Annotated in this window: 17 protein-coding genes and 1 tRNA gene; 6 read left to right on the forward strand and 12 right to left on the reverse strand. The window is 51.6% G+C overall.

Annotated features, from left to right (window positions below; genetic code table 11):
• Positions 1–71: 71 nt before the first annotated feature.
• The 3 genes from HU175_RS23700 to hemC are packed head-to-tail and all read right to left on the reverse strand — an operon-like array spanning position 72 to position 2,747.
• On the reverse strand, positions 72–1,343 hold the full coding sequence (locus HU175_RS23700; RefSeq protein WP_176568927.1) for an ABC transporter permease: 1,272 nt from the start codon (positions 1,341–1,343) through the stop codon (positions 72–74).
• 49 nt (positions 1,344–1,392) lie between these two features.
• Positions 1,393–1,824: a GNAT family N-acetyltransferase gene (locus HU175_RS23705; protein WP_176568928.1), complete on the reverse strand. Its 432-nt coding sequence runs from the start codon at positions 1,822–1,824 to the stop codon at positions 1,393–1,395.
• A complete protein-coding gene (hemC, locus tag HU175_RS23710) occupies positions 1,821–2,747 on the reverse strand; it encodes a hydroxymethylbilane synthase (protein ID WP_176568929.1) in 927 nt (308 codons plus the stop codon). The genes HU175_RS23705 and hemC overlap by 4 nt, the downstream gene beginning before the upstream one ends.
• A gap of 263 nt (positions 2,748–3,010) precedes the next feature.
• Here hemC and HU175_RS23715 point away from each other — a divergent pair, with 263 nt between their 5' ends.
• From HU175_RS23715 to HU175_RS23730, 4 genes are all read left to right on the forward strand, one after another.
• Complete coding sequence (locus HU175_RS23715) at positions 3,011–3,418, forward strand: Hsp20/alpha crystallin family protein (RefSeq protein ID WP_176568930.1); 408 nt, start codon at positions 3,011–3,013, stop codon at positions 3,416–3,418.
• Positions 3,419–3,652: 234 nt separating this feature from the next.
• A complete protein-coding gene (locus HU175_RS23720) occupies positions 3,653–4,006 on the forward strand; it encodes a PadR family transcriptional regulator (protein WP_176568931.1) in 354 nt (117 codons plus the stop codon).
• A gap of 41 nt (positions 4,007–4,047) precedes the next feature.
• Complete coding sequence (locus HU175_RS23725) at positions 4,048–4,545, forward strand: hypothetical protein (protein ID WP_176568932.1); 498 nt, start codon at positions 4,048–4,050, stop codon at positions 4,543–4,545.
• A 40-nt stretch (positions 4,546–4,585) separates the two neighbouring features.
• Complete coding sequence (locus HU175_RS23730; protein ID WP_176568933.1) at positions 4,586–6,703, forward strand: acylase; 2,118 nt, start codon at positions 4,586–4,588, stop codon at positions 6,701–6,703.
• An 84-nt stretch (positions 6,704–6,787) separates the two neighbouring features.
• Here the strand turns inward: HU175_RS23730 and HU175_RS23735 are convergent, their stop codons facing one another.
• From HU175_RS23735 to HU175_RS23750, 4 genes are all read right to left on the reverse strand, one after another.
• Positions 6,788–8,335 (reverse strand): aldehyde dehydrogenase (NADP(+)), encoded by a 1,548-nt coding sequence (locus tag HU175_RS23735; RefSeq protein ID WP_176568934.1) that lies wholly within the window; start codon positions 8,333–8,335, stop codon positions 6,788–6,790.
• Positions 8,336–8,389: 54 nt separating this feature from the next.
• The gene (locus tag HU175_RS23740; RefSeq protein ID WP_176568935.1) at positions 8,390–9,631 is read right to left on the reverse strand and encodes an NAD(P)/FAD-dependent oxidoreductase; all 1,242 of its coding nucleotides are present in this window, start codon (positions 9,629–9,631) and stop codon (positions 8,390–8,392) included.
• 98 nt (positions 9,632–9,729) lie between these two features.
• Entirely contained in the window at positions 9,730–10,734 is a 1,005-nt protein-coding gene (locus HU175_RS23745) for a 4-hydroxyproline epimerase (protein WP_176568936.1), read from the reverse strand.
• 79 nt (positions 10,735–10,813) lie between these two features.
• Positions 10,814–11,719, reverse strand: a complete 906-nt coding sequence (locus HU175_RS23750; RefSeq protein WP_176568937.1) for a dihydrodipicolinate synthase family protein — start codon at positions 11,717–11,719, stop codon at positions 10,814–10,816.
• A gap of 145 nt (positions 11,720–11,864) precedes the next feature.
• Here HU175_RS23750 and HU175_RS23755 point away from each other — a divergent pair, with 145 nt between their 5' ends.
• On the forward strand, positions 11,865–12,731 hold the full coding sequence (locus HU175_RS23755; RefSeq protein WP_176568938.1) for a helix-turn-helix transcriptional regulator: 867 nt from the start codon (positions 11,865–11,867) through the stop codon (positions 12,729–12,731).
• Between the two features lie 85 nt (positions 12,732–12,816).
• Here HU175_RS23755 and HU175_RS23760 read toward each other — a convergent pair whose 3' ends face one another.
• The 4 genes from HU175_RS23760 to HU175_RS23775 form a co-directional block, all read right to left on the reverse strand.
• Positions 12,817–13,746, reverse strand: coding sequence for a metallophosphoesterase family protein (locus HU175_RS23760; protein WP_176568939.1), 930 nt, complete (start codon positions 13,744–13,746; stop codon positions 12,817–12,819).
• Between the two features lie 365 nt (positions 13,747–14,111).
• Complete coding sequence (locus HU175_RS23765; protein ID WP_176568940.1) at positions 14,112–14,627, reverse strand: HNH endonuclease signature motif containing protein; 516 nt, start codon at positions 14,625–14,627, stop codon at positions 14,112–14,114.
• 127 nt (positions 14,628–14,754) lie between these two features.
• Positions 14,755–14,830 (reverse strand) — tRNA-Gly (locus HU175_RS23770).
• A gap of 121 nt (positions 14,831–14,951) precedes the next feature.
• Positions 14,952–15,815, reverse strand: a complete 864-nt coding sequence (locus HU175_RS23775; RefSeq protein WP_176568941.1) for a UbiA family prenyltransferase — start codon at positions 15,813–15,815, stop codon at positions 14,952–14,954.
• Between the two features lie 115 nt (positions 15,816–15,930).
• On the opposite strand from HU175_RS23775, the gene HU175_RS23780 reads away from it, so the two are divergent.
• Positions 15,931–17,118 (forward strand): type III polyketide synthase, encoded by a 1,188-nt coding sequence (locus HU175_RS23780; protein ID WP_176568942.1) that lies wholly within the window; start codon positions 15,931–15,933, stop codon positions 17,116–17,118.
• Here HU175_RS23780 and HU175_RS23785 read toward each other — a convergent pair.
• Complete coding sequence (locus HU175_RS23785; RefSeq protein ID WP_176568943.1) at positions 17,075–17,818, reverse strand: glycosyltransferase family 2 protein; 744 nt, start codon at positions 17,816–17,818, stop codon at positions 17,075–17,077. The two genes, HU175_RS23780 and HU175_RS23785, sit on opposite strands and share 44 nt — an antisense overlap.
• Positions 17,819–17,915: the final 97 nt, after the last annotated feature.

Raw genomic sequence — 17,915 nt, forward strand, 5'->3', positions numbered from 1 at the left:
AGACAGAAAGCGATACTAGTAAGAAGGCCAGTCTATGCAGACTGGCCTTCTTACTAGTATTGGGTGGTTCATTAGTCCTCAGCCAGTGTTCGGGAAATATTCATGCGATAAACGCCGATAGCAGGCAGAGCCGCAGCCAGCAAGCCAATCAGGATGGCCACCCCGAGCAGAATCCACTCTTCGGGCAGAATGCCAAACGCGGCCAGGTCGTAATGATATTCCGACGACACGCTGGCGGAGAATAACCATAAACCGACACGACTGACCAGAATACCCAGCACGAACCCGATCAAGGCCAGTACCAGCCCTTCCAGCAATAACATGCCGAACAGCTGCGCCCGCGTCGCACCCATCGACAGCATCAGGGCCATTTCGTAACGCCGTTCTTTCAGTGAATTGTAGAGTGATACAAAAACGCTAATGCCTGAAATCAGCATAATTACAATAGCCAGGCCACGTAGCGTTTCGATACCAACGCCGAACAGCGAAAACAGTCGGTTGATCTCGATATTAGGCAGGGCTGCCTGTAGTTTAGAGTTGCTGTTGATTCCCCGCGCGATCATCATTCCCAGCGGATTCCGGAATTTGATCAGCATGCTGGTGATTTCGCGCGGAGCTTCCTCGTGATCATGATCTTCGTGGACTTCGCCTTCTTCATGCTCGTCGTGCCCTTCACCCTCGTCATGGTGCTCATCGTGCTCCTCGTGGGCTTCACCTTCTTCATGCTCATGATCATGAATGGCCCAGACGCTGGAAACCGGTGTCAGCACCAGTTGATCAGCTACCGTATTGCTGCCGTTGAGTACTCCAACCACTTTGTATTTCGTATCGCCGTGCACATCGCCCCCTTCATCGAGACCGTGCGAACCGGCAAACGTATCGCCTAGTTTCAGGCCCGTTACCTGCGCCACCCGTGGCCCGATCACGACTTCCAGATCTTTTTGAAACAGCCGCCCCTGCGCTACCGTAGCCCCGAAGTGATCGAGGTACTTCTTATTAGTACCCACAATTCGGAACGACCGGTAATTGTCGCCCATCGCCAGCGGAATGGCGGTTTTGATCATTGGGTTCCGGGTCAGCTTTTCGGCCTCCTCCATTGGAATGTTTCCCGTCGGCGAATCGATCTGGTAAATGCTTGACAAAATCAGCTGCAGCGGACTCCCCTTGGCGCCCAGCACCATGTCGATCCCCCGAATATTCTTGCGAAACTGATCATCCAGTTGTTTGTTGAGCAGCAGCAGCAACGAGATAATGGTGATTCCAAACGTCATCAGCAGTCCACTCAGGAAGCTGTTCAGCGGTTTGTCTTTCAGGTTACTCCAGCTAATTCGGAAGAGATTCATTGGGTTTGATCAATCGACTAGATTTGGATAATGAGGGTACTAGGTGACGTTACAAGTCCAGTTTAAAATGGTGGCTGGCAATGTTAAAGCGTTTGTTCAGATACAGCCGGTGCGCATCGTACCGGGCCGGATTCTGCCCCGAATCAAGCGATACACTCTGATACCCCTCCCGACGGGCAAAATCGATAATGAAATCAAGCAACGCTCCCGCATAGCCCTTTCCCCGCGCTTCGGGCAGCGTCGACAGATCGTCAATATACAGCGTCTTACCGCTATACAGCAAATTCATCGTGCGGTACCCCATAACAGCCGGTGCGTTTTCATCGCCGTTGTCTACAAACGCCAGCTCGAAATGGTCATTTGCCTGCTGAAACCGAATCCGTTCAAACGCCAGCTCCTCGCTTAATTGCGACCGCAGGGCCAGCATGGCGGGCAGACACCGACGAATGTCTTCATCGGTCCGGGCGATACGGATGGTCATAGCGCAGCGCGGATATTCTGGAGTAATTCATCACCACCCCGCTCCAGAATGGCTTCGGCCAGCGAGTGCCCCAGGGCCGGCGCTTCTGACGATGGTCCCGCGAAGCTTTCTCGCAGAAACTCGCTTCCGTCCAGGCTTACCAGTCCACCCGTCAAACTGATGGTCTGCTCATCGGTCCAGGTTGCGAGCGCGAACGAGGGGATACTGCATCCCCCTTCCAGCCGCGCCAGGAACGAACGCTCGGCCAGCAGACACGCTTCGGTAGCCTCATGGTTTACCAGTTGGCGGATTGCCTGTTTCAGCTCGGCATTTAGGCTAACCGACGCTTCTATGGCTACACTTCCCTGGCCAACGGCGGGCGTAAAATCAGTCACGGGCAGGTGCTCCACAATCAGATCATCGTAGCCCATCCGGTGCACGCCGGCAAAAGCTAACAATAGTGCATCGCACTGGCCTTCGTCCAGTTTCCGCAGCCGCGTTTGCAGATTTCCCCGCATATCGACCGTAGCCAGATGTGGACAAAAGTGCTTTAACATAGCTACCCGGCGCGTTGACGACGTACCAATCCGGAACGCTTCGCCACTGGTGAGCGACAGGTTTTTATTACGGCTAACCAGTACGTCATTGGCCTGTTCACGTTCGGTCAAGGCAATGATTTCCAGATCCGGCGGCAGACTTGACGGCAGATCTTTGGCGCTGTGTACGGCAATATCAATCGAACCATCACGCAGTTGATCTTCCAGCTCCTGGGTGAATATGCCCTTCGATCCGATTTTAGATAACGAGCGATCCAGTATGACGTCGCCTTTTGTTTGGATAATCACCAACGACGTTTCAATGCCACCCGCTTCCAATAAACGCTGAATATATTCGGCCTGCCAGCGGGCGAGCAAACTCCCCCGCGTTCCAATGTTCACATGCATAGTTCCGCAAAGTTACGATCTAAATAGTGTGAAAAACAGGCTTTAATCGCTTACTGCTGTAGAAGCTGAACCCCACACTTGACCAAAAGCGCAACACTGCTTTCCACACTTTTTGATACTAGTTAGGGTATAAAGGGACAAAAAGTCGCAATCTGAGTAGCGACTTCCCCATTTTTCTGCCATTCTGACCGCTCAGGGCCTTTTTATAACTTAGGCACGTGGTTTGTTTATCAATAGACATCAGACAGTAAACAGCGATTCCTATGAAAGCAATAGAAAATGTGTTTCAGGGTACGGGCGGGCAGATCGATCTGCTGAATACGCTCTACGGCGGTTCAAGTCAGACAACGATGAATGTAGAGCGTGAAGATGAACGTCTGCTTATTACCCTGTCGGCTCCCGGCGTAAAAACCAACTCTTTTAACGTACTTGTTGAAGGTAATAAATTGGTTTTATATACACTTTTGGTCGGTAATTCCATGAATCAGAGCGGTGAAGGTATCAGTCAGCGCTTGGCCGTTCCGATGTTTCTAAGGGCTCTGGACATTCCTTCGTTCGTTGATGCAGACAATATTGAAGCTGTGCACGAACACGGAAAAGTAACGGTTTCATTGCCTTTCAAAGACGAAGAGCATATGCACCGACGCATTGATATTAAAGATCTTTTCTAATCATTCCTTCCGGGGTTGTTTCCCTGTAGCCTATACATCTCGAGGTCGTTTCTACGGAAACGGCCTTTTTGTTTCTGCCCCGGCCCACTGCTATATAAAGTCTGATCATTTACGCGTCATTCTCAAAAACGTACCGTCTTTTCTGCTTTTCCATACTTCGTTTGAGATTATTATTTTTATATATAATTTTCTTATATATTTTTGTTTCATACAAACCAAGACGTATAGAACTATATGGATTCGACAAACGGTGAATTCTTGCGGGGAACGCTTAAAACTATCGTCCTCCGATTGCTGGCTCAGCAGGGGAGAATGTATGGCTATGAAATTACGCAGGCTGTTGAGGAACGAACCGGTGGTGAACTGCTCCTTACATTCGGTGCTCTTTATCCAGTGCTTCACAAACTGGAAGCCGACGGGCTATTAACAACCGAAAGTCAGGAAGTTGACGGGCGCCTGCGCAAATACTATATGCTTACCCCAACAGGCAATCAGGTTGCGGTTCGAAAAGCGGACGACTTTGAGCGTTTTGTGCAGCTGATACGCTTACTTATCAATCCTGCCCCAAGCGTACCGCTTGGCCAATAATCCCTGGATAGTTCTATTCCTATTTTATTCCCCTCCGACACATGGAAAAACTCTCCCGCGACCAACTAAACCAGGTGTCGCACCATATCCAGCAGACTAATCCTCATCAGGCATTACAGACTGAATTGATAGACCATCTGGCTACTATTATTGAGCAACGAATGGATCAGGGTTCAGATTTTCAAACTGCTTTTGATCAGGCCAAACAACAGGCGAGCCCACAAGCCTTATCGCACCTGGAACAGCTCTACGCGCGGGAGTTCATGTCCCGGTTTTTGGTACCAGCTACGGGCCGGGCAGGCGTTAAATCCAGGCACCGCTTAGCCGCCAAACCACTTCGGAATATGCTCCTGTCCAGCGTCATAACTCTGCTGCTTTTAATGGGTGTCCTTGTTGGGATCAGTCGCCCGCTGGCCATCCCGCTCGGGGCGTTTCAGCCCGTCTGGGGAGCCGCGTTGCTGGGATTATCGGGTGTAACTCTTTTCCGGTGGTGGCTGACTCGTCGGCTCCGTAAACCGAAGCGGATGCAGACTACCTGACTTTGTCTCCAGCAGTTCCCTTTCCTAACCTCCTTCCCTGATGATTATTGACTCCCTGCCGAGAAAATTTCTCACGGCCTGTTTATTGCTACTGAGCTTTATTACGAGTGCTCAGCCCACAACGCGCACACGTTCCACAACAATCCGTTCTGCTACGGCTGAGATTTTGTGGGACAGCGCTGGGGTGCCCCACATTTACGGACAAAGTCTGGAAGCCATGTACTACGGGTTTGGTTACGCTCAGATGGAGAGTCACGCGAACCTGCTGCTTCAGTTATACGGGCAAGCCAGAGGGCGGGCGGCTGAATACTGGGGCGCCAGATACCTGGATTCGGACAAGATCGTGACCTTATTTGGCGTACCGGAGCAGGCAAAGAAGCATTACGCTCAACAGCCCGCCGATTACAAACCGTATTTAGATAGCTTCGTCAGCGGTTTAAACGCCTACGCCCAAGCCCACCCGGAAGCCATTGGACCTGAATTCAGACAGGTGCTTCCCATTACACCCCAGGACGTATTAGCCCACATCAGCCGGGTAATTAGTCTGGAATTCATCGGCGGCAACGAAGCCGGCTCCGCTCGGGTGATGCTGCCCGGTTCGAATGCTTACGCGATTGCGCCCACCAAATCAGCGTCGAAAAAGGCCCTGTTGATGGCGAACCCGCACCTGCCCTGGGAAGGTTTCTTTCTTTTTTTCGAAGCCCACCTGAACGGCCCGGACTTTATGGCTTACGGCGCTTCGCTGGTCGGACAGCCGGTGCTCAATATCGCGTTTAACCAAAGTTTAGGCTGGACACATACCGTGAATACCATCGACGCGTCGGATCGATATGCGCTCAAGACACAGGATGACGGCTACGTACTGGATGGCGTTAAACAGGCTTTTGATACAAAGACCGTCACGCTTCAGGTCCGCCAACCCGACGGGCAGCTCAAGCCGCAATCGCTTACGTACCGATACAGCAGGCACGGACCGGTGATGAGCACGAAAGACGGGAAAACCTATGCCTTTCGGTTCGCGGGCTTGAACAATCCTTCTATTGCCGCTCAGCATCATGCAATGGCTAAAGCCAAAAACCTGGCGGAGTTTGAGACGGCGCTCCAGCGGATGCAACTACCGATGTTCAATGTCGTCTATGCTGATAAGGCGGGTAATATTATGTACCTTTTCGACGGCAGCGTTCCCGTTCGTCCTGAAGGCGACTGGCGCTTTTGGCAGGGAGCTATTGATGGTTCCAGCTCAAACTATATCTGGACGAAAACGCACCCCTATAAAGATCTTCCCCGCGTCCTGAATCCACCATCCGGCTTCGTGCAGAACGCCAATGACGCACCGTGGAGTTGTACGTATCCGGCCGTTCTGGACCCAAAAACGTTTCCGGCCTACATGTCGCCGGTGGGTATGCCGCTGCGGTTACGTCCTCAGCGGTCCCTTAATCTGGTCAAGGACGACGCATCGATCAGCTTTGATGAGTTAGTAGGTTATAAACTAAATACTGGCCTGGAAGCCGCCGATCGTTTTCTGGATGACCTCTTAGCGGCCGTTGAGCAACAGCCCGATTCGCTGGCGCAGCAGGCTGCTACGGTGCTCAAAGCATGGGACAAAACAACCAACCGGGATAGTAAAGGAGCCGTTCTGTTTACAGCCTGGTTTGATCAGTTCAACCCCGGCATGGTCGCTGTCGGCTGGGACCCGCAACGCCCGTCGAGTACGCCTGATGGTCTGAACGACCCCAAAAAAGCGGTTGAGATGCTACGTAATGCGGCTCAGCAGACTCGCCAGCGCTATGGTAGTCTGGATGTTGCCTGGGGCGACGTAAACCGATTTGGTCCAGCTGGGCAGGATTTCCCGGCCAATGGCGGTTCCGAACAGTATGGTATTTACCGGAATATTCATTTTGCGCCCGATCCTAAACAACCCACAAAGAACCGGGCGGTGGCGGGCGATACCTACGTAGCCATCACCGAGTTTAGCGACAAGCCACGGGCGCGGGTATCGCTCAGCTATGGTAATGCGAGCCAGCCCGGCCATAAACACAACGGTGATAACTGGAAACGAATGTCTGACAAAACGCTTCGGGAAGCGTTACTTGACAGGACATCGATTATGCAGCAACTGGAGAAAAAGGAAACGTTACGGTACGCAGCAAAACCGTAAGGACCGGAATTAATTAATGCCTTACATAAACGAAGGCCGACCTGTTCAAGAGGTCGGCCTTCGTTTATGAGCACTTTCTGAAAATTAATTCGTCATTTTCCCGTCAACCAGCCGCCAGATGTGCAGCGGATTATCCGCTTTCAACTCGTCGGGGAGCAGCGCATCCGGAAAGTTCTGATAGCAGACGGGCCGGGCAAACCGGATGATGGCATTCGTTCCCACAGATGTTGACCGTGAATCAGTAGTCGCGGGGTACGGGCCACCGTGCTGCATAGCGTGACTCACTTCAACACCCGTTGGGAATCCGTTAATCAGCAGCCGCCCCACCTTCTGTTCGAGAATTTCCAGCAGATCAGCGAAATCGAGCAGTTCTTCATCGGTACCATAAACCGTTGCTGTCAGGTGGCCTTCCAGCCCTTTCGCTACGGCTAGCAGTTGCTCACGGCCATTCGCCTGGACAATTACACTACTTGGGCCAAACACCTCTTCAGCGATACCAGCCTGTGCCAGTAAGGCCTCAGCGGTTGTTGTCAGCAGCGTTGGCGTACCGTTGGCAAAGCCGTCGGCTGCGGTCGCCTGGCCCAGCACGTCTACGCCGTTTACCTGCCGTAATTTATCAATACCTTTGGTGAACGCCTGTTGGATACCCTGTGTCAGCATGGCCGCTGGTGCTGCCTGTCCTATAGCTTTGCCCGCTTCCTGAATAAACGTATCAGCCTCGTCCGACGTCTGTACTACCGACAACCCCGGATTTGTACAGAACTGCCCAACGCCCAGCGTCACCGAACCAACGTAGTTCTGCGCCAGTGCGGCACCTTTTTCTTTCAGGATTTCAGGCAGAAAAAATACGGGATTCGTACTCCCCATCTCCGCATAGACCGGAATCGGCTCCGGGCGACGGGCGGCCGCATCGAACAGCGCTTTACCACCCCGCAAGGAACCGGTAAACCCAATCGCTTTGATGGCCGGGTGTTCAACAATTGCCATCCCCACCGCCGTTGTACGACCGTGTACTAATGCGAACGTACCAGCCGGCATCCCACAGGCAGCAACTGCCCGTTGAATGGCTTCACCTACCAGTTGTGAGGTACCCGGATGGGCAGGATGCGCTTTGACAACGACCGGACAGCCAGCCGCCAGCGCCGATGCCGTATCTCCGCCCGCTACTGAAAAGGCGAGCGGAAAATTACTGGCCCCAAAAACCCCAACTGGCCCCAGCGGACGTAACATCTGCCGCAGGTCGGGCCGGGGCAGCGGCTGGCGTTCGGGCAGGGCGGTGTCGATCCGGGCGTTGACCCAGGACCCTTCGCGCAGATAATCGGCAAACAAACGGAGTTGACCCGTTGTGCGGCCCCGCTCCCCCGTTAGTCGGGCAAGTGGCAAACCCGATTCGGCCTGCGCACGCGTCAGTAGCTCGTCGCCCAGCGCTTCGATTTCGGTAACAATTGCTTCCAGAAACTGCGCTTTGTCGGCCCCGGATTTTCTACGGTATTCAGCGAAAGCGTTCTCGGCCTGTTCGCAGGCCCGAGCCACTTCGTCAGCGGTTGCCTCGGTAAAAATTCCAGATAGGGCCTCCCCCGTTGCCGGATTAATGCCCTGAAATGTATCAGCCGACGATTGTGTATCGATCATAGTTAGTAAAGGTTAGGTTGTTTCCACCAGAATGAGAACTGACTGGCAACAAAGTTAAAACCGATCTGGACTAAAAGCGGCAATGTCCATGCTGGCTACTTGGTCGGCAACGGCTTCACTAACCAGTTTCCCCGTAGCCGGTCCTAAGCTCAGGCCCATCATGCCGTGGCCGGTTGCCAATATCACGTTATCAAAGCGATCGGTACGACCAATATACGGTAGGCCGTCGGGGGAACAGGGGCGTAACCCCCGCCATACTTTGTCAACGACCGGCATTTCTACCGGGATCTCCGGGTAATACTGGTTAATTGACTGAACGATGCCCCGTACCCGGTTCATGTTGATGGTCATGTCCGTCCCGGCCACTTCCAGCGTACCGGCAAAGCGCAGATCCTGGCCCATAGGCGTAGCGGTTGCCCGCGCTTCGAGCATGATAGCCGGCACACGCACATTGTTTGCTACGTTCCGCAGCATGAAGCTATACCCTTTGCCACCTTGCATCGACAGGTTGATACCAAGTTGCTCAGCGATCGCTGGCGACCAGGCCCCGCCGGCCACGACTATAGCATCGACGGGAAAATCTCCCTGCGCCGTTTGTACCGACGCAACGTGGGCGTTTGTTTTGCCGAAGCCCGTAACGGTTTGGGTTTCCAGAATCTGAACACCGACCTGCCGGAGATAGGTGACCAGCGACCGGATCAGTTCACCGGGATTGATGTGCGCATCACCGGGATACCAGATACCTCCGCGTACATCAACCCGCGTATCAGGCTCCAGATCCTGCACCTGACGCCCATTAAGCACTCGGGCTTCGATACCCGACCGATTGGCCAGGTCGGCTTCTTCGGCCATTTCGTGTTCCGCAGATGCCGTTTTGTACAGCATCAGCAGGCCTCGCTCCTGCCATTCAAACGCCAGATCACCGTTGGCCGCCAGATCCTGGTACAGCGTTTTACTCAGCAGGCTCAGATCGCGCAGTACCGGAATGGACCGCTCGACGTGCTCAGTTGTTGAGTGGCGGTAGAACAACCAGCCCCAGCGCATCAGCTCCAGATTAAGCCGGGGCTTGACATAGAACGGGCTGGTCGATTTGAGCATCCAGCGCATTCCTTTGGCCATCATGCCCGGCTGCGCCAGGGGAATAATATGGCTGGGCACGATCATGCCCGCATTCCCGAACGAGCAGCCATCAGCAATGGGCGCCTGATCGAACAGCGTTACCTGATGGCCCGCCTTGTGCAGGTAGTACGCTGAGCAAAGCCCCACAATACCTCCACCGACAATTCCTACGTGCATTTTTATAAAGAGCGAAAGAGTGAATGAGCGAAAGAGCGAAAGAGCGATTCTCAGCGTCAGCAGCTTTTCACTCTTTCGCTCATTCGCTCTTTCACTCTTTAAATTACCTGAAATCCGTGAACGTAGGGGTCTTCCTCGTCCAGAATAATATGATTGTAGCCGTGAATACGTGCCCAGCCTTCAATGCTGGGTACGATGGCCAATTTGCCGTTCAGTTCGGTTTCGGTTTCAATACGTCCGTTGAAGATCGATCCGATGATGCTTTCGTGCACGAATACATCACCCGGTTTGAGCAGGCCTTTGGCATACCATTGCGCCATCCGCGCTGATGTACCGGTGCCGCAGGGTGAGCGGTCGATGGCTTTGTCGCCGTAGAACACCGCGTTCCGGGCAGTCGATGTTGGTTGCAGCGGCTTTCCGGTCCAGAGGATGTGGCTCAGGCCATTGATGGTTGGGTTCTCGGGATGCACGAATGTGTATTGCTCATTCATCCGTTCCCGCATCGTCCGCGCCCAGCCAATCAGTTGCTCGGCTTTAAAATACTCCAGTCCGGGAAAGTTCGGCTGGGGGTCAACGATGGCGTAGAAGTTACCGCCATACGCTACGTCCACCGTGAGCAGCCCGAGATCCGGGCAGTTGACCGTCAGTTGTTCGGCGGCCAGATACGATTTGATGTTCGTAATCTTCACCGACGTTACCTTTTTGCCTTCCTGTTTGTACTCGGCCCGAACCAGACCGGCGGGTACTTCCAGCATCAGAACGCCCGGCGTCTGCGGAACGATCAGGTTCTGCTCGATGGCAACGGTTACCGTACCGATGGTTCCGTGGCCACACATCGGTAAACAACCTGACGTTTCAATAAACAAAACACCCGCATCGTTGGCCGGATCGGTAGGCGGGTACAGAATACTACCCGACATCATATCGTGGCCGCGTGGCTCAAACATGAGCCCTTTGCGAATCCAGTCGTACTCGCGCAGAAAATGCTGTCGCTTCTCACTCATGGAAGCTCCCTTTAGAAAGGGGATACTTCCCCCCGTAACCACCCGAACCGGATTGCCACAGGTGTGCGCATCAATGCAAAAAAAATGAAACTCGGACATGATCTGTAATGATTGAATGAGTGATTGAGCGAGTAAGAACAGGCGGCAGCTTATTCACTCATTCAATCACTCGATCATTCTAAACTAAAACCGGTCTCTTTTCCAGCGCGGCTTCGATGATGTTCAGAACTTGTTCGCGTTCGTCGCCAGTGAGCGGCAAACGAGGGGCCCGTACGTATTCCGAGCCGATGCCCGTTGCCTGAGCGGCCAGTTTGATGTACTGAACTAATTTAGGATGAATATCCAGTTCCAGCAGCGGCATGAACCAGCGGTAAAGCGGCAGCGCTTCGGCAACCAGACCCGCTTTAGCCAGGTCGTAGATGGCGACGGTTTCGGCAGGGAATGCGTCAACCAAACCACCGACCCAGCCATCACAGCCCAGTAGTATAGCTTCAAGCGCCAGCGTATCGACACCGCCCATCAGCTTGAACCGATCGCCGAAAGCATTCCGCATGCGGGTGATGTTGGTCAGATCGCGGGTCGACTCTTTCACGGCCTGAATGTTTGGCAACTCAGCCAGTTCCTCGAACATTGCTACCGTCGTCATGATCTTGTAATCGTATGGATTGTTATAGATCATGATGGGCAGCGAAGTTGCCTGCGCTACAGCCTTGAAGAACGTAACCGTTTCGCGTGCGTCGGCAGGGTAGCGCATGGGCGGCAACAACATCAGTCCGTCGGCCCCATTCCGTTCTGCTTCCTGAGCACGGGCAATGGCTTGTTTTGTCGACTGCTCAGCGATGTTGACCAGTACGGGAACCCGGCCCTCGCACACAGCTAATGCCGACTGAAGCAACTCAATTTTTTCCTCACTTAGCAGCGTACTGGCTTCGCCCAGCGAGCCGCCAATGATGAATCCATGCACACCTGCGTCAAGCTGAGCACGAAGATTTTTTTCAAATAGCGGCAGATCAAGCTGATCGTCGGCCGTAAATGGAGTCAGCAAAGCAGGGTACACCCCTTCCCATTGGACAGAAACGTTCATTGGATTTGGTCAGGTTATAACGATTTGAATACAGAGTAAAATTACGTCCCCAAATTCAAAGACTTTTTTCGGCGATTCGTGAATTATGGTATTTTTTTCACTAAAATAGAATCACCAACCAACTAACTTTGCTAATAATCTACCAATGAAACCGCTGCTCTTTAAAGTACCAACCGTCGATGATCGTTCCTTCCGGATTGAGCAGGACAGCTTTCCGCACTTCTATGGGCACCTTCATTTTCACCCGGAAATTCAGGTGACGTTGATTAAGGAAGGCGAAGGAACGTTGATTGTTGGTGATAAGATCGACCGGTTTGGTCCGAACGACGTACTGATGCTGGGATCAAACCTGCCCCATGTACTACGTAGTGATCCAGACTACTTTTTACCCGATACGACGCACCGTTCCATTGCAATTTCGGTTCTGTTTCATACCGAGCAATTGGAGCCCAACGTATTGAATCTGCCCGAAACTCGGCACCTGCTTCATCTTCTGCAGGAATCGCAACACGGCATCCGGTTTCGTTGCAACGAAGATCACCCACTGGCTCAGAAGTTCGAACAGTTGCCCGGTCAGCGTCCTTTCGAGCAGTTGCTGACGTTATTGTCTATTCTGGATTTCCTCTCGACCAATGACAACCGGGAGGTCTTATCAGTAACGGCGTTTAAGCATCCGCAGCGCCCCGAAGATCACCAGCGGCTGGAGCGCGTTTTCTCCTATATTCTGGAGAAATACCACTCCCCGATTTCGTTGGAGGACGTAGCGAATGTCGCGAATCTGACCCCCGGCGCGTTCTGCCGCTTTTTCCGTCAGCATACCCGCAAAACCTTTTCGACGCTCCTGAACGAGGTTCGCGTCGAACATGCCTGCCGGTACCTGCGCGAATCGAAGCAGTCGATCAGTCAGATTGCATTTTCCTGTGGCTATACGAATCTATCCAACTTTAATCGCCAATTCAAGGAAATCATGGGTATGCCCCCCGGCGAGTATATCCGCAAGTATCACAGCTAGAGTGCCTTAAAACTGAAAAAGCCTCCGTACTACAGGTTACTGAGGCTTATCGCAAGCTGGCAGTAGCCAGGAAACAGGCTGCTGATTAGCTCTTCTTGCTATACGTTACGTAGGTGTTCGTTACAGAACCATCGTCAAATAAATCAACGAGAGCATAACCGGCTGATGTATGATGATAGTTGCTGAACCACCAGGCACCGCTTACTGCCCCATTGCAGTAGTAACTAACGTTGTTATAGTCCACCCGGTCCAGCAAATGAATGTGCCCGCTCAAAGCCGCTTTTACGTTCGGGTATTTGGAAAACAGATTGGTTAGCTTCACCGTATCACTGTGCATCCAGCGGGACGGAACCGTCCAGTTTTCATCCGAAAACCGGGACCCATCGAAAAATACGCAGGCAGCCAGAATAGGGATGTGAGAAACAATCAACACGGGCTGTTCCGTTGGGATGGCCTTCAGCTTGTCCGCAAGCCAGTGGAATTGCTTATCATCCAGATGAGCCGTGTACCAGCTGCCGTCCGCTTTAGGCTGTACGCTGTCCAGCAAGACAATATGCCAGCCATTTCGAATAAAGTGGTTGTAGCGATGGTTCATCTGAAGCTCATCCATCGCCCACTGCCGACCATCCATAAACGCATCATGCGTTTCCTTTTTACACCAGATGTCGTGGTTACCGATGCAATTCAGCAGTGGTAGCGCATTCTCGCTTTTCAGGATATCCTGATATAATTTCCACTGCCGCCGGACGCTGTCCTGCCCCCGCCCGTGGGCTTCCATAATGGCATCACCGCCATTGATAATCAGGTCTGGCCTTTCAGCCAACCCCTGAATATGATGCAGGCATCTCTCGAATCCTTTAGCGGCACCAACCAACGGCTGCATATGCACATCCGTTATGTGTGCTACACGCAACAAGCGTCGTTTGGTTGGTGTTCGTTGCAGTACTGTCTGGTCGTTAGCAGAAAAGGCAGCCAGCCCCGCTCCCATTCGCCTAACTACATCTCGCCGATTCATACCTCCATTTGTTTGCACAAAGAAAGCCGAAGTATGTAACTAGATTATTACCAGAAGATTATGGTTCAATTAAGCCTTTTGCAACGCCGGGGAGTATACTCGAAAATAAAATAAGCCGCTGCAATTGCAGCGGCTTATCGAATTACAGTACCAGGAGCGGGAGTCGAACCCGCACGGGCTTGAGGCCCACAGGATTTTCGTACCAACTACAGCTTTCGCTGCTCTTTGCCAAATGCAAAGATTTGTGGTCTGGACTTTCTCTTCACCGTATCTCAATTACTAAGACGTAGGTGCCGCCTGTTAAGTCTCTACACCTTCCACACGACCTTTCGGTTGTGGGCTTGGCTCGGGATTGCCAATTGCCTTCACAATAAGGTTTCCCCGAATTTAAGCGGTTCTACTGCGGACGTTTCCATCCGCGCACTCAATTTCTTAATATTCTTGGCTCTATAGTTATCTGTCAGCGCATGACAATTGGGACATAGTAACTCTAAGTTATCCAAAGAGTTATCTATGTTGACTCCATTCCTGTGATGCAACTCCAATGGAATTTGCCTACCCATCCATTCGGATAAGCCACAAAGTTCACACTGGGCTTGTTTATAACCTTCCTTCAATAATCTTTTTTTGAGCTTGTGAGTCTGATATGTAGTATGAGTTCCATCAAATATTCTCGCAATAGCAATAGGTATTTTAGATGGCTCTTTACTAAGTCCTTTGCCTGGTTGATTTGGCTTGAAACATCCTAATCGCTTAGCATGAAAACAAAGTGTTTTGTAGTTCATACCAAGTATCACAGCTGCTTTTGCCATACTATCAGCAGTGCGACAAACATCTATCAGTCTTTGCTCAAAAGAGGTATCGAATAAATAGCGCGCCATAACATAGAGACTTTACGTTCTAAGTACAGCATAAAACCAAGAATATCAAAGAACTAAGTCCGGCGTGTCTACCGATTCCACCATCCCGGCGTTTACGAAAAAAGCACCGTTGGTCGGTGCCTTTTCGTGGAGCGAAAGACGGGGTTCGAACCCGCGACCTCGACCTTGGCAAGGTCGCGCTCTACCAGCTGAGCTACTTTCGCATTTACCAATTCGCTGTGTTTCGTCGAATTGTGATGCAAACTTAGGCGTATTTTCAATATTTGTCAAGTCCCGCTGTCAAAAAATTCTCACAAATTGACTGGCTTGCCTTCTATAATCTGATTACGAATGAGTTAAAAATACCAGAATCAGAAAAAAAACGTTTTGGCACACGCCCGCCAACCACATCATGCGCATCGTCATCTTGTAAGTTGCCTGATTCACGTCCTGGTAAACGAGCCAGAACCAGCGTAGAAAAAATAAAATGGCGGGCGACAAGCATAGTAAATACAGCAGGAAGAACTTTCCCCCGTCGAAATACACGTAAAATGATGCGGCTGCCAGCAAATAAACAATGGCAGCCGAAAGAAATGTACCTCGTATTCCCATCAGCCGACTAATAGTCATATCGCCCCGGCGCGCATCCTCTTCGTGTTGATAAACCTGCGTTACGGGATAAAGAGCCAGCAGATTCAGCGTACCCAGTAAGCCGCCGAACAATATGCGTGGCTCTGTTATCGAAGACAGCGGCAGATCGCTGATCGATACATAGGTCATGACATACGTAACTCCTCCCTGCAGAATACTGATCAAAAGCCAGCTTAGAATTGGGTATTTTTTCAGACGAATCCGATCATGGCTATACGCTTTTGTCACGAAGCCATAAACCAGTAGGTAGATGATAAAAGGCCAGTTGACGAACATACCTAATAGCAAAGCCAGCACGTCGAGCGCCCACGACACCCAGTATAATGCCACAGTTACCGGTGGAGGCTTCTCCAGCCCGCCAATACTGTCTTCATCTTTATCGAAATAACTATTGTACGCGTTGCTGGCCGGGTACAACAGCAAATGAACAATCAGCAGTACGGCAATAGCATATGCTGGGTTGACACTGGGCGATTGACTGAGCGCGAACCAGTAGATAGGTAACAGAAAAAAGGAGAAAGGCACCCGCAGGTGCAGCCAGATGGTCCGAAGCGTCATTACATCAAAGTTACGACGGCTAAAATATAACTTTCGGCATAGGTACAAGTTATATGACGTATCCAACGGCTAATTAACGATCTGGTCCTACATAGCCAGGCCACGTATCCACGTAATGAGACAGCATCCTGGCAGTTATATAAATTCAATAGGTACGGCTGTACCAGATTATACTATTTCGCAGCAGCAGGCGGTGGCGTTTATGACAAGCGCCCTGGAACTGGATGAACGCGAAAGCCGTCGGCTTAAAGCTTTATACCGGCAAACCGCTATCGACCAACGGCATTCGGTACTGGAAGACTATATCCGAACTCCCGAGGAATTTACCTTTTACGCCAACACCCCCGGTCTGGAACCGTTTCCAACCGTAAGTCAGCGGATGGGCATTTATCGCCAGAAAGCCGTTCCGCTCGCAGTGAAGGCCGTAGAAGATTGCCTGAACCAGCACCCCGACTTTGACCGGCAATCCATTACGCACCTGATTGTAGTAAGTTGTACGGGCTTGTACGCACCGGGTCCTGATATTGAACTAATCGAAGCGCTGGGTTTATCTTACACAACACAGCGTCTGGCAATTAATTTTATGGGGTGCTACGGGGCTTTCAATGGCCTGAAAGCAGCCGATGCCATCGTCCGCGCTGAACCTGACGCGCACGTACTACTTGTCTGCGTGGAGTTGTGTACGCTCCATTTTCAAAAGAAAACCGACGTTGATCAGATCCTGTCCAATGCCCTGTTTGCCGATGGGGCAGCGGCCGTTCTGATCGAAAGCCGCCCTCGTCCCGATCAGTCCTTTCGGCTTCGGTCGTTTTACTGCGATCTCCTGCCCGATGGGAAGCACGCTATGGCCTGGCACGTCAGTGATTTTGGCTTTGAAATGACCCTGACCTCCGAAGTCCCCTCGTTTATTCAGCAAGGCATTGGCCAGTTGATGAGCCGGCTTCTGTTCCAGTCCGGACTTGCCATGGACAAGCTGGGCTTTTATGCCCTGCACCCCGGCGGTCGACGAATCCTGGAAGTAATTGAGCAGCAACTCGGCCTTAGCACCCACGATAACCGCTACGCCTACGAGGTCCTGCGACAGAACGGCAATATGTCGTCGGCTACGGTCTTGTTTGTTTTAAAAGGCATCTGGCAGGATCTGGCTATGGGAACAGCCGATATCGATCCGGAACGTCCCAATATATTGAGCTGTGCATTCGGTCCTGGCCTGACGCTCGAGTCAATGATTCTGGAAACTATCATGCCGGAGCCAGCATTTACTGCGTCAGCACATTCCAGCGCATCAGCCCTAGTTTCGTAAATAGATACAGGATAGAAGTACGTAACACACCCAAGCCGTAGATGGAACTCCGGCGGAAATTGATCGACGAGGCTTCTTCAAAGTATTTGGTTGGGCAGGTCACTTCGGCAATTTCGAATCCTTTGTAGAAAATCTGCGCGATCATCTCGTTGTCGAAAATAAAATCGTCAGAGTTGTGCGTGAAATTCAGACTACGTAACACCTCTCCTGAGAACGCCCGATAACCGGTATGATATTCCGACAGTTTCTGGTTCATCAGCAGGTTCTGTGTGAACGTCAGGAAGCGATTGGCGATGTATTTATACATGGGCATCCCCCCTTTCAAAGCACCTTTTCCCAGAATCCGGGACGCAAACACAACCGGATACAAACCGTTACCAATGATACTAATCATGGCAGGCAACAGCATAGGCGTATATTGATAGTCTGGGTGGAGCATAATTACAATGTCTCCGCCTAACTCCAGCGCTTTTGCGTAACAGGTTTTCTGGTTACCGCCGTAGCCTTTGTTTTTATCGTGCCGAATGACATGGTTTATACCCAGTCGGCGGGCTTCCTCAACCGTATTATCAGGACTGGCGTCATCTACCAGAATTACGTCATCAACTAAATCGAATGGAATTTCGCGGTAGGTGCGTTCCAGGGTAAGCGCGGCCCGGTAAGCCGGCATGACAACAATTACTTTCTTGCCGTTAAACATGGTTCAAAACTAAGGGGTCAGGGTCAGTATGCCAATAATTTTAGAAACAGAAGCCGCTTGATTCGGCCATTAGCTAGTAGATTTGTCTGTTCTTCTG

It is taken from the genome of Spirosoma sp. KUDC1026 (assembly GCF_013375035.1).
In the GTDB taxonomy this organism is placed as follows: Bacteria; Bacteroidota; Bacteroidia; order Cytophagales; family Spirosomataceae; genus Spirosoma.

Coding starts and splice junctions, on each gene's coding strand:
- HU175_RS23725 (WP_176568932.1), top strand. CDS start 4,048: ATGGAAAAACTCTCCCGCGACCAACTAAACCAGGTGTCGCACCATATC.
- HU175_RS23780 (WP_176568942.1), top strand. CDS start 15,931: ATGAGACAGCATCCTGGCAGTTATATAAATTCAATAGGTACGGCTGTA.
- HU175_RS23765 (WP_176568940.1), bottom strand. CDS start 14,627: ATGGCGCGCTATTTATTCGATACCTCTTTTGAGCAAAGACTGATAGAT.
- HU175_RS23750 (WP_176568937.1), bottom strand. CDS start 11,719: ATGAACGTTTCTGTCCAATGGGAAGGGGTGTACCCTGCTTTGCTGACT.
- HU175_RS23700 (WP_176568927.1), bottom strand. CDS start 1,343: ATGAATCTCTTCCGAATTAGCTGGAGTAACCTGAAAGACAAACCGCTG.
- HU175_RS23745 (WP_176568936.1), bottom strand. CDS start 10,734: ATGTCCGAGTTTCATTTTTTTTGCATTGATGCGCACACCTGTGGCAAT.
- HU175_RS23740 (WP_176568935.1), bottom strand. CDS start 9,631: ATGCACGTAGGAATTGTCGGTGGAGGTATTGTGGGGCTTTGCTCAGCG.
- HU175_RS23705 (WP_176568928.1), bottom strand. CDS start 1,824: ATGACCATCCGTATCGCCCGGACCGATGAAGACATTCGTCGGTGTCTG.
- HU175_RS23735 (WP_176568934.1), bottom strand. CDS start 8,335: ATGATCGATACACAATCGTCGGCTGATACATTTCAGGGCATTAATCCG.
- HU175_RS23785 (WP_176568943.1), bottom strand. CDS start 17,818: ATGTTTAACGGCAAGAAAGTAATTGTTGTCATGCCGGCTTACCGGGCC.
- HU175_RS23755 (WP_176568938.1), top strand. CDS start 11,865: ATGAAACCGCTGCTCTTTAAAGTACCAACCGTCGATGATCGTTCCTTC.
- HU175_RS23715 (WP_176568930.1), top strand. CDS start 3,011: ATGAAAGCAATAGAAAATGTGTTTCAGGGTACGGGCGGGCAGATCGAT.
- hemC (WP_176568929.1), bottom strand. CDS start 2,747: ATGCATGTGAACATTGGAACGCGGGGGAGTTTGCTCGCCCGCTGGCAG.
- HU175_RS23720 (WP_176568931.1), top strand. CDS start 3,653: ATGGATTCGACAAACGGTGAATTCTTGCGGGGAACGCTTAAAACTATC.
- HU175_RS23730 (WP_176568933.1), top strand. CDS start 4,586: ATGATTATTGACTCCCTGCCGAGAAAATTTCTCACGGCCTGTTTATTG.
- HU175_RS23775 (WP_176568941.1), bottom strand. CDS start 15,815: ATGACGCTTCGGACCATCTGGCTGCACCTGCGGGTGCCTTTCTCCTTT.
- HU175_RS23760 (WP_176568939.1), bottom strand. CDS start 13,746: ATGAATCGGCGAGATGTAGTTAGGCGAATGGGAGCGGGGCTGGCTGCC.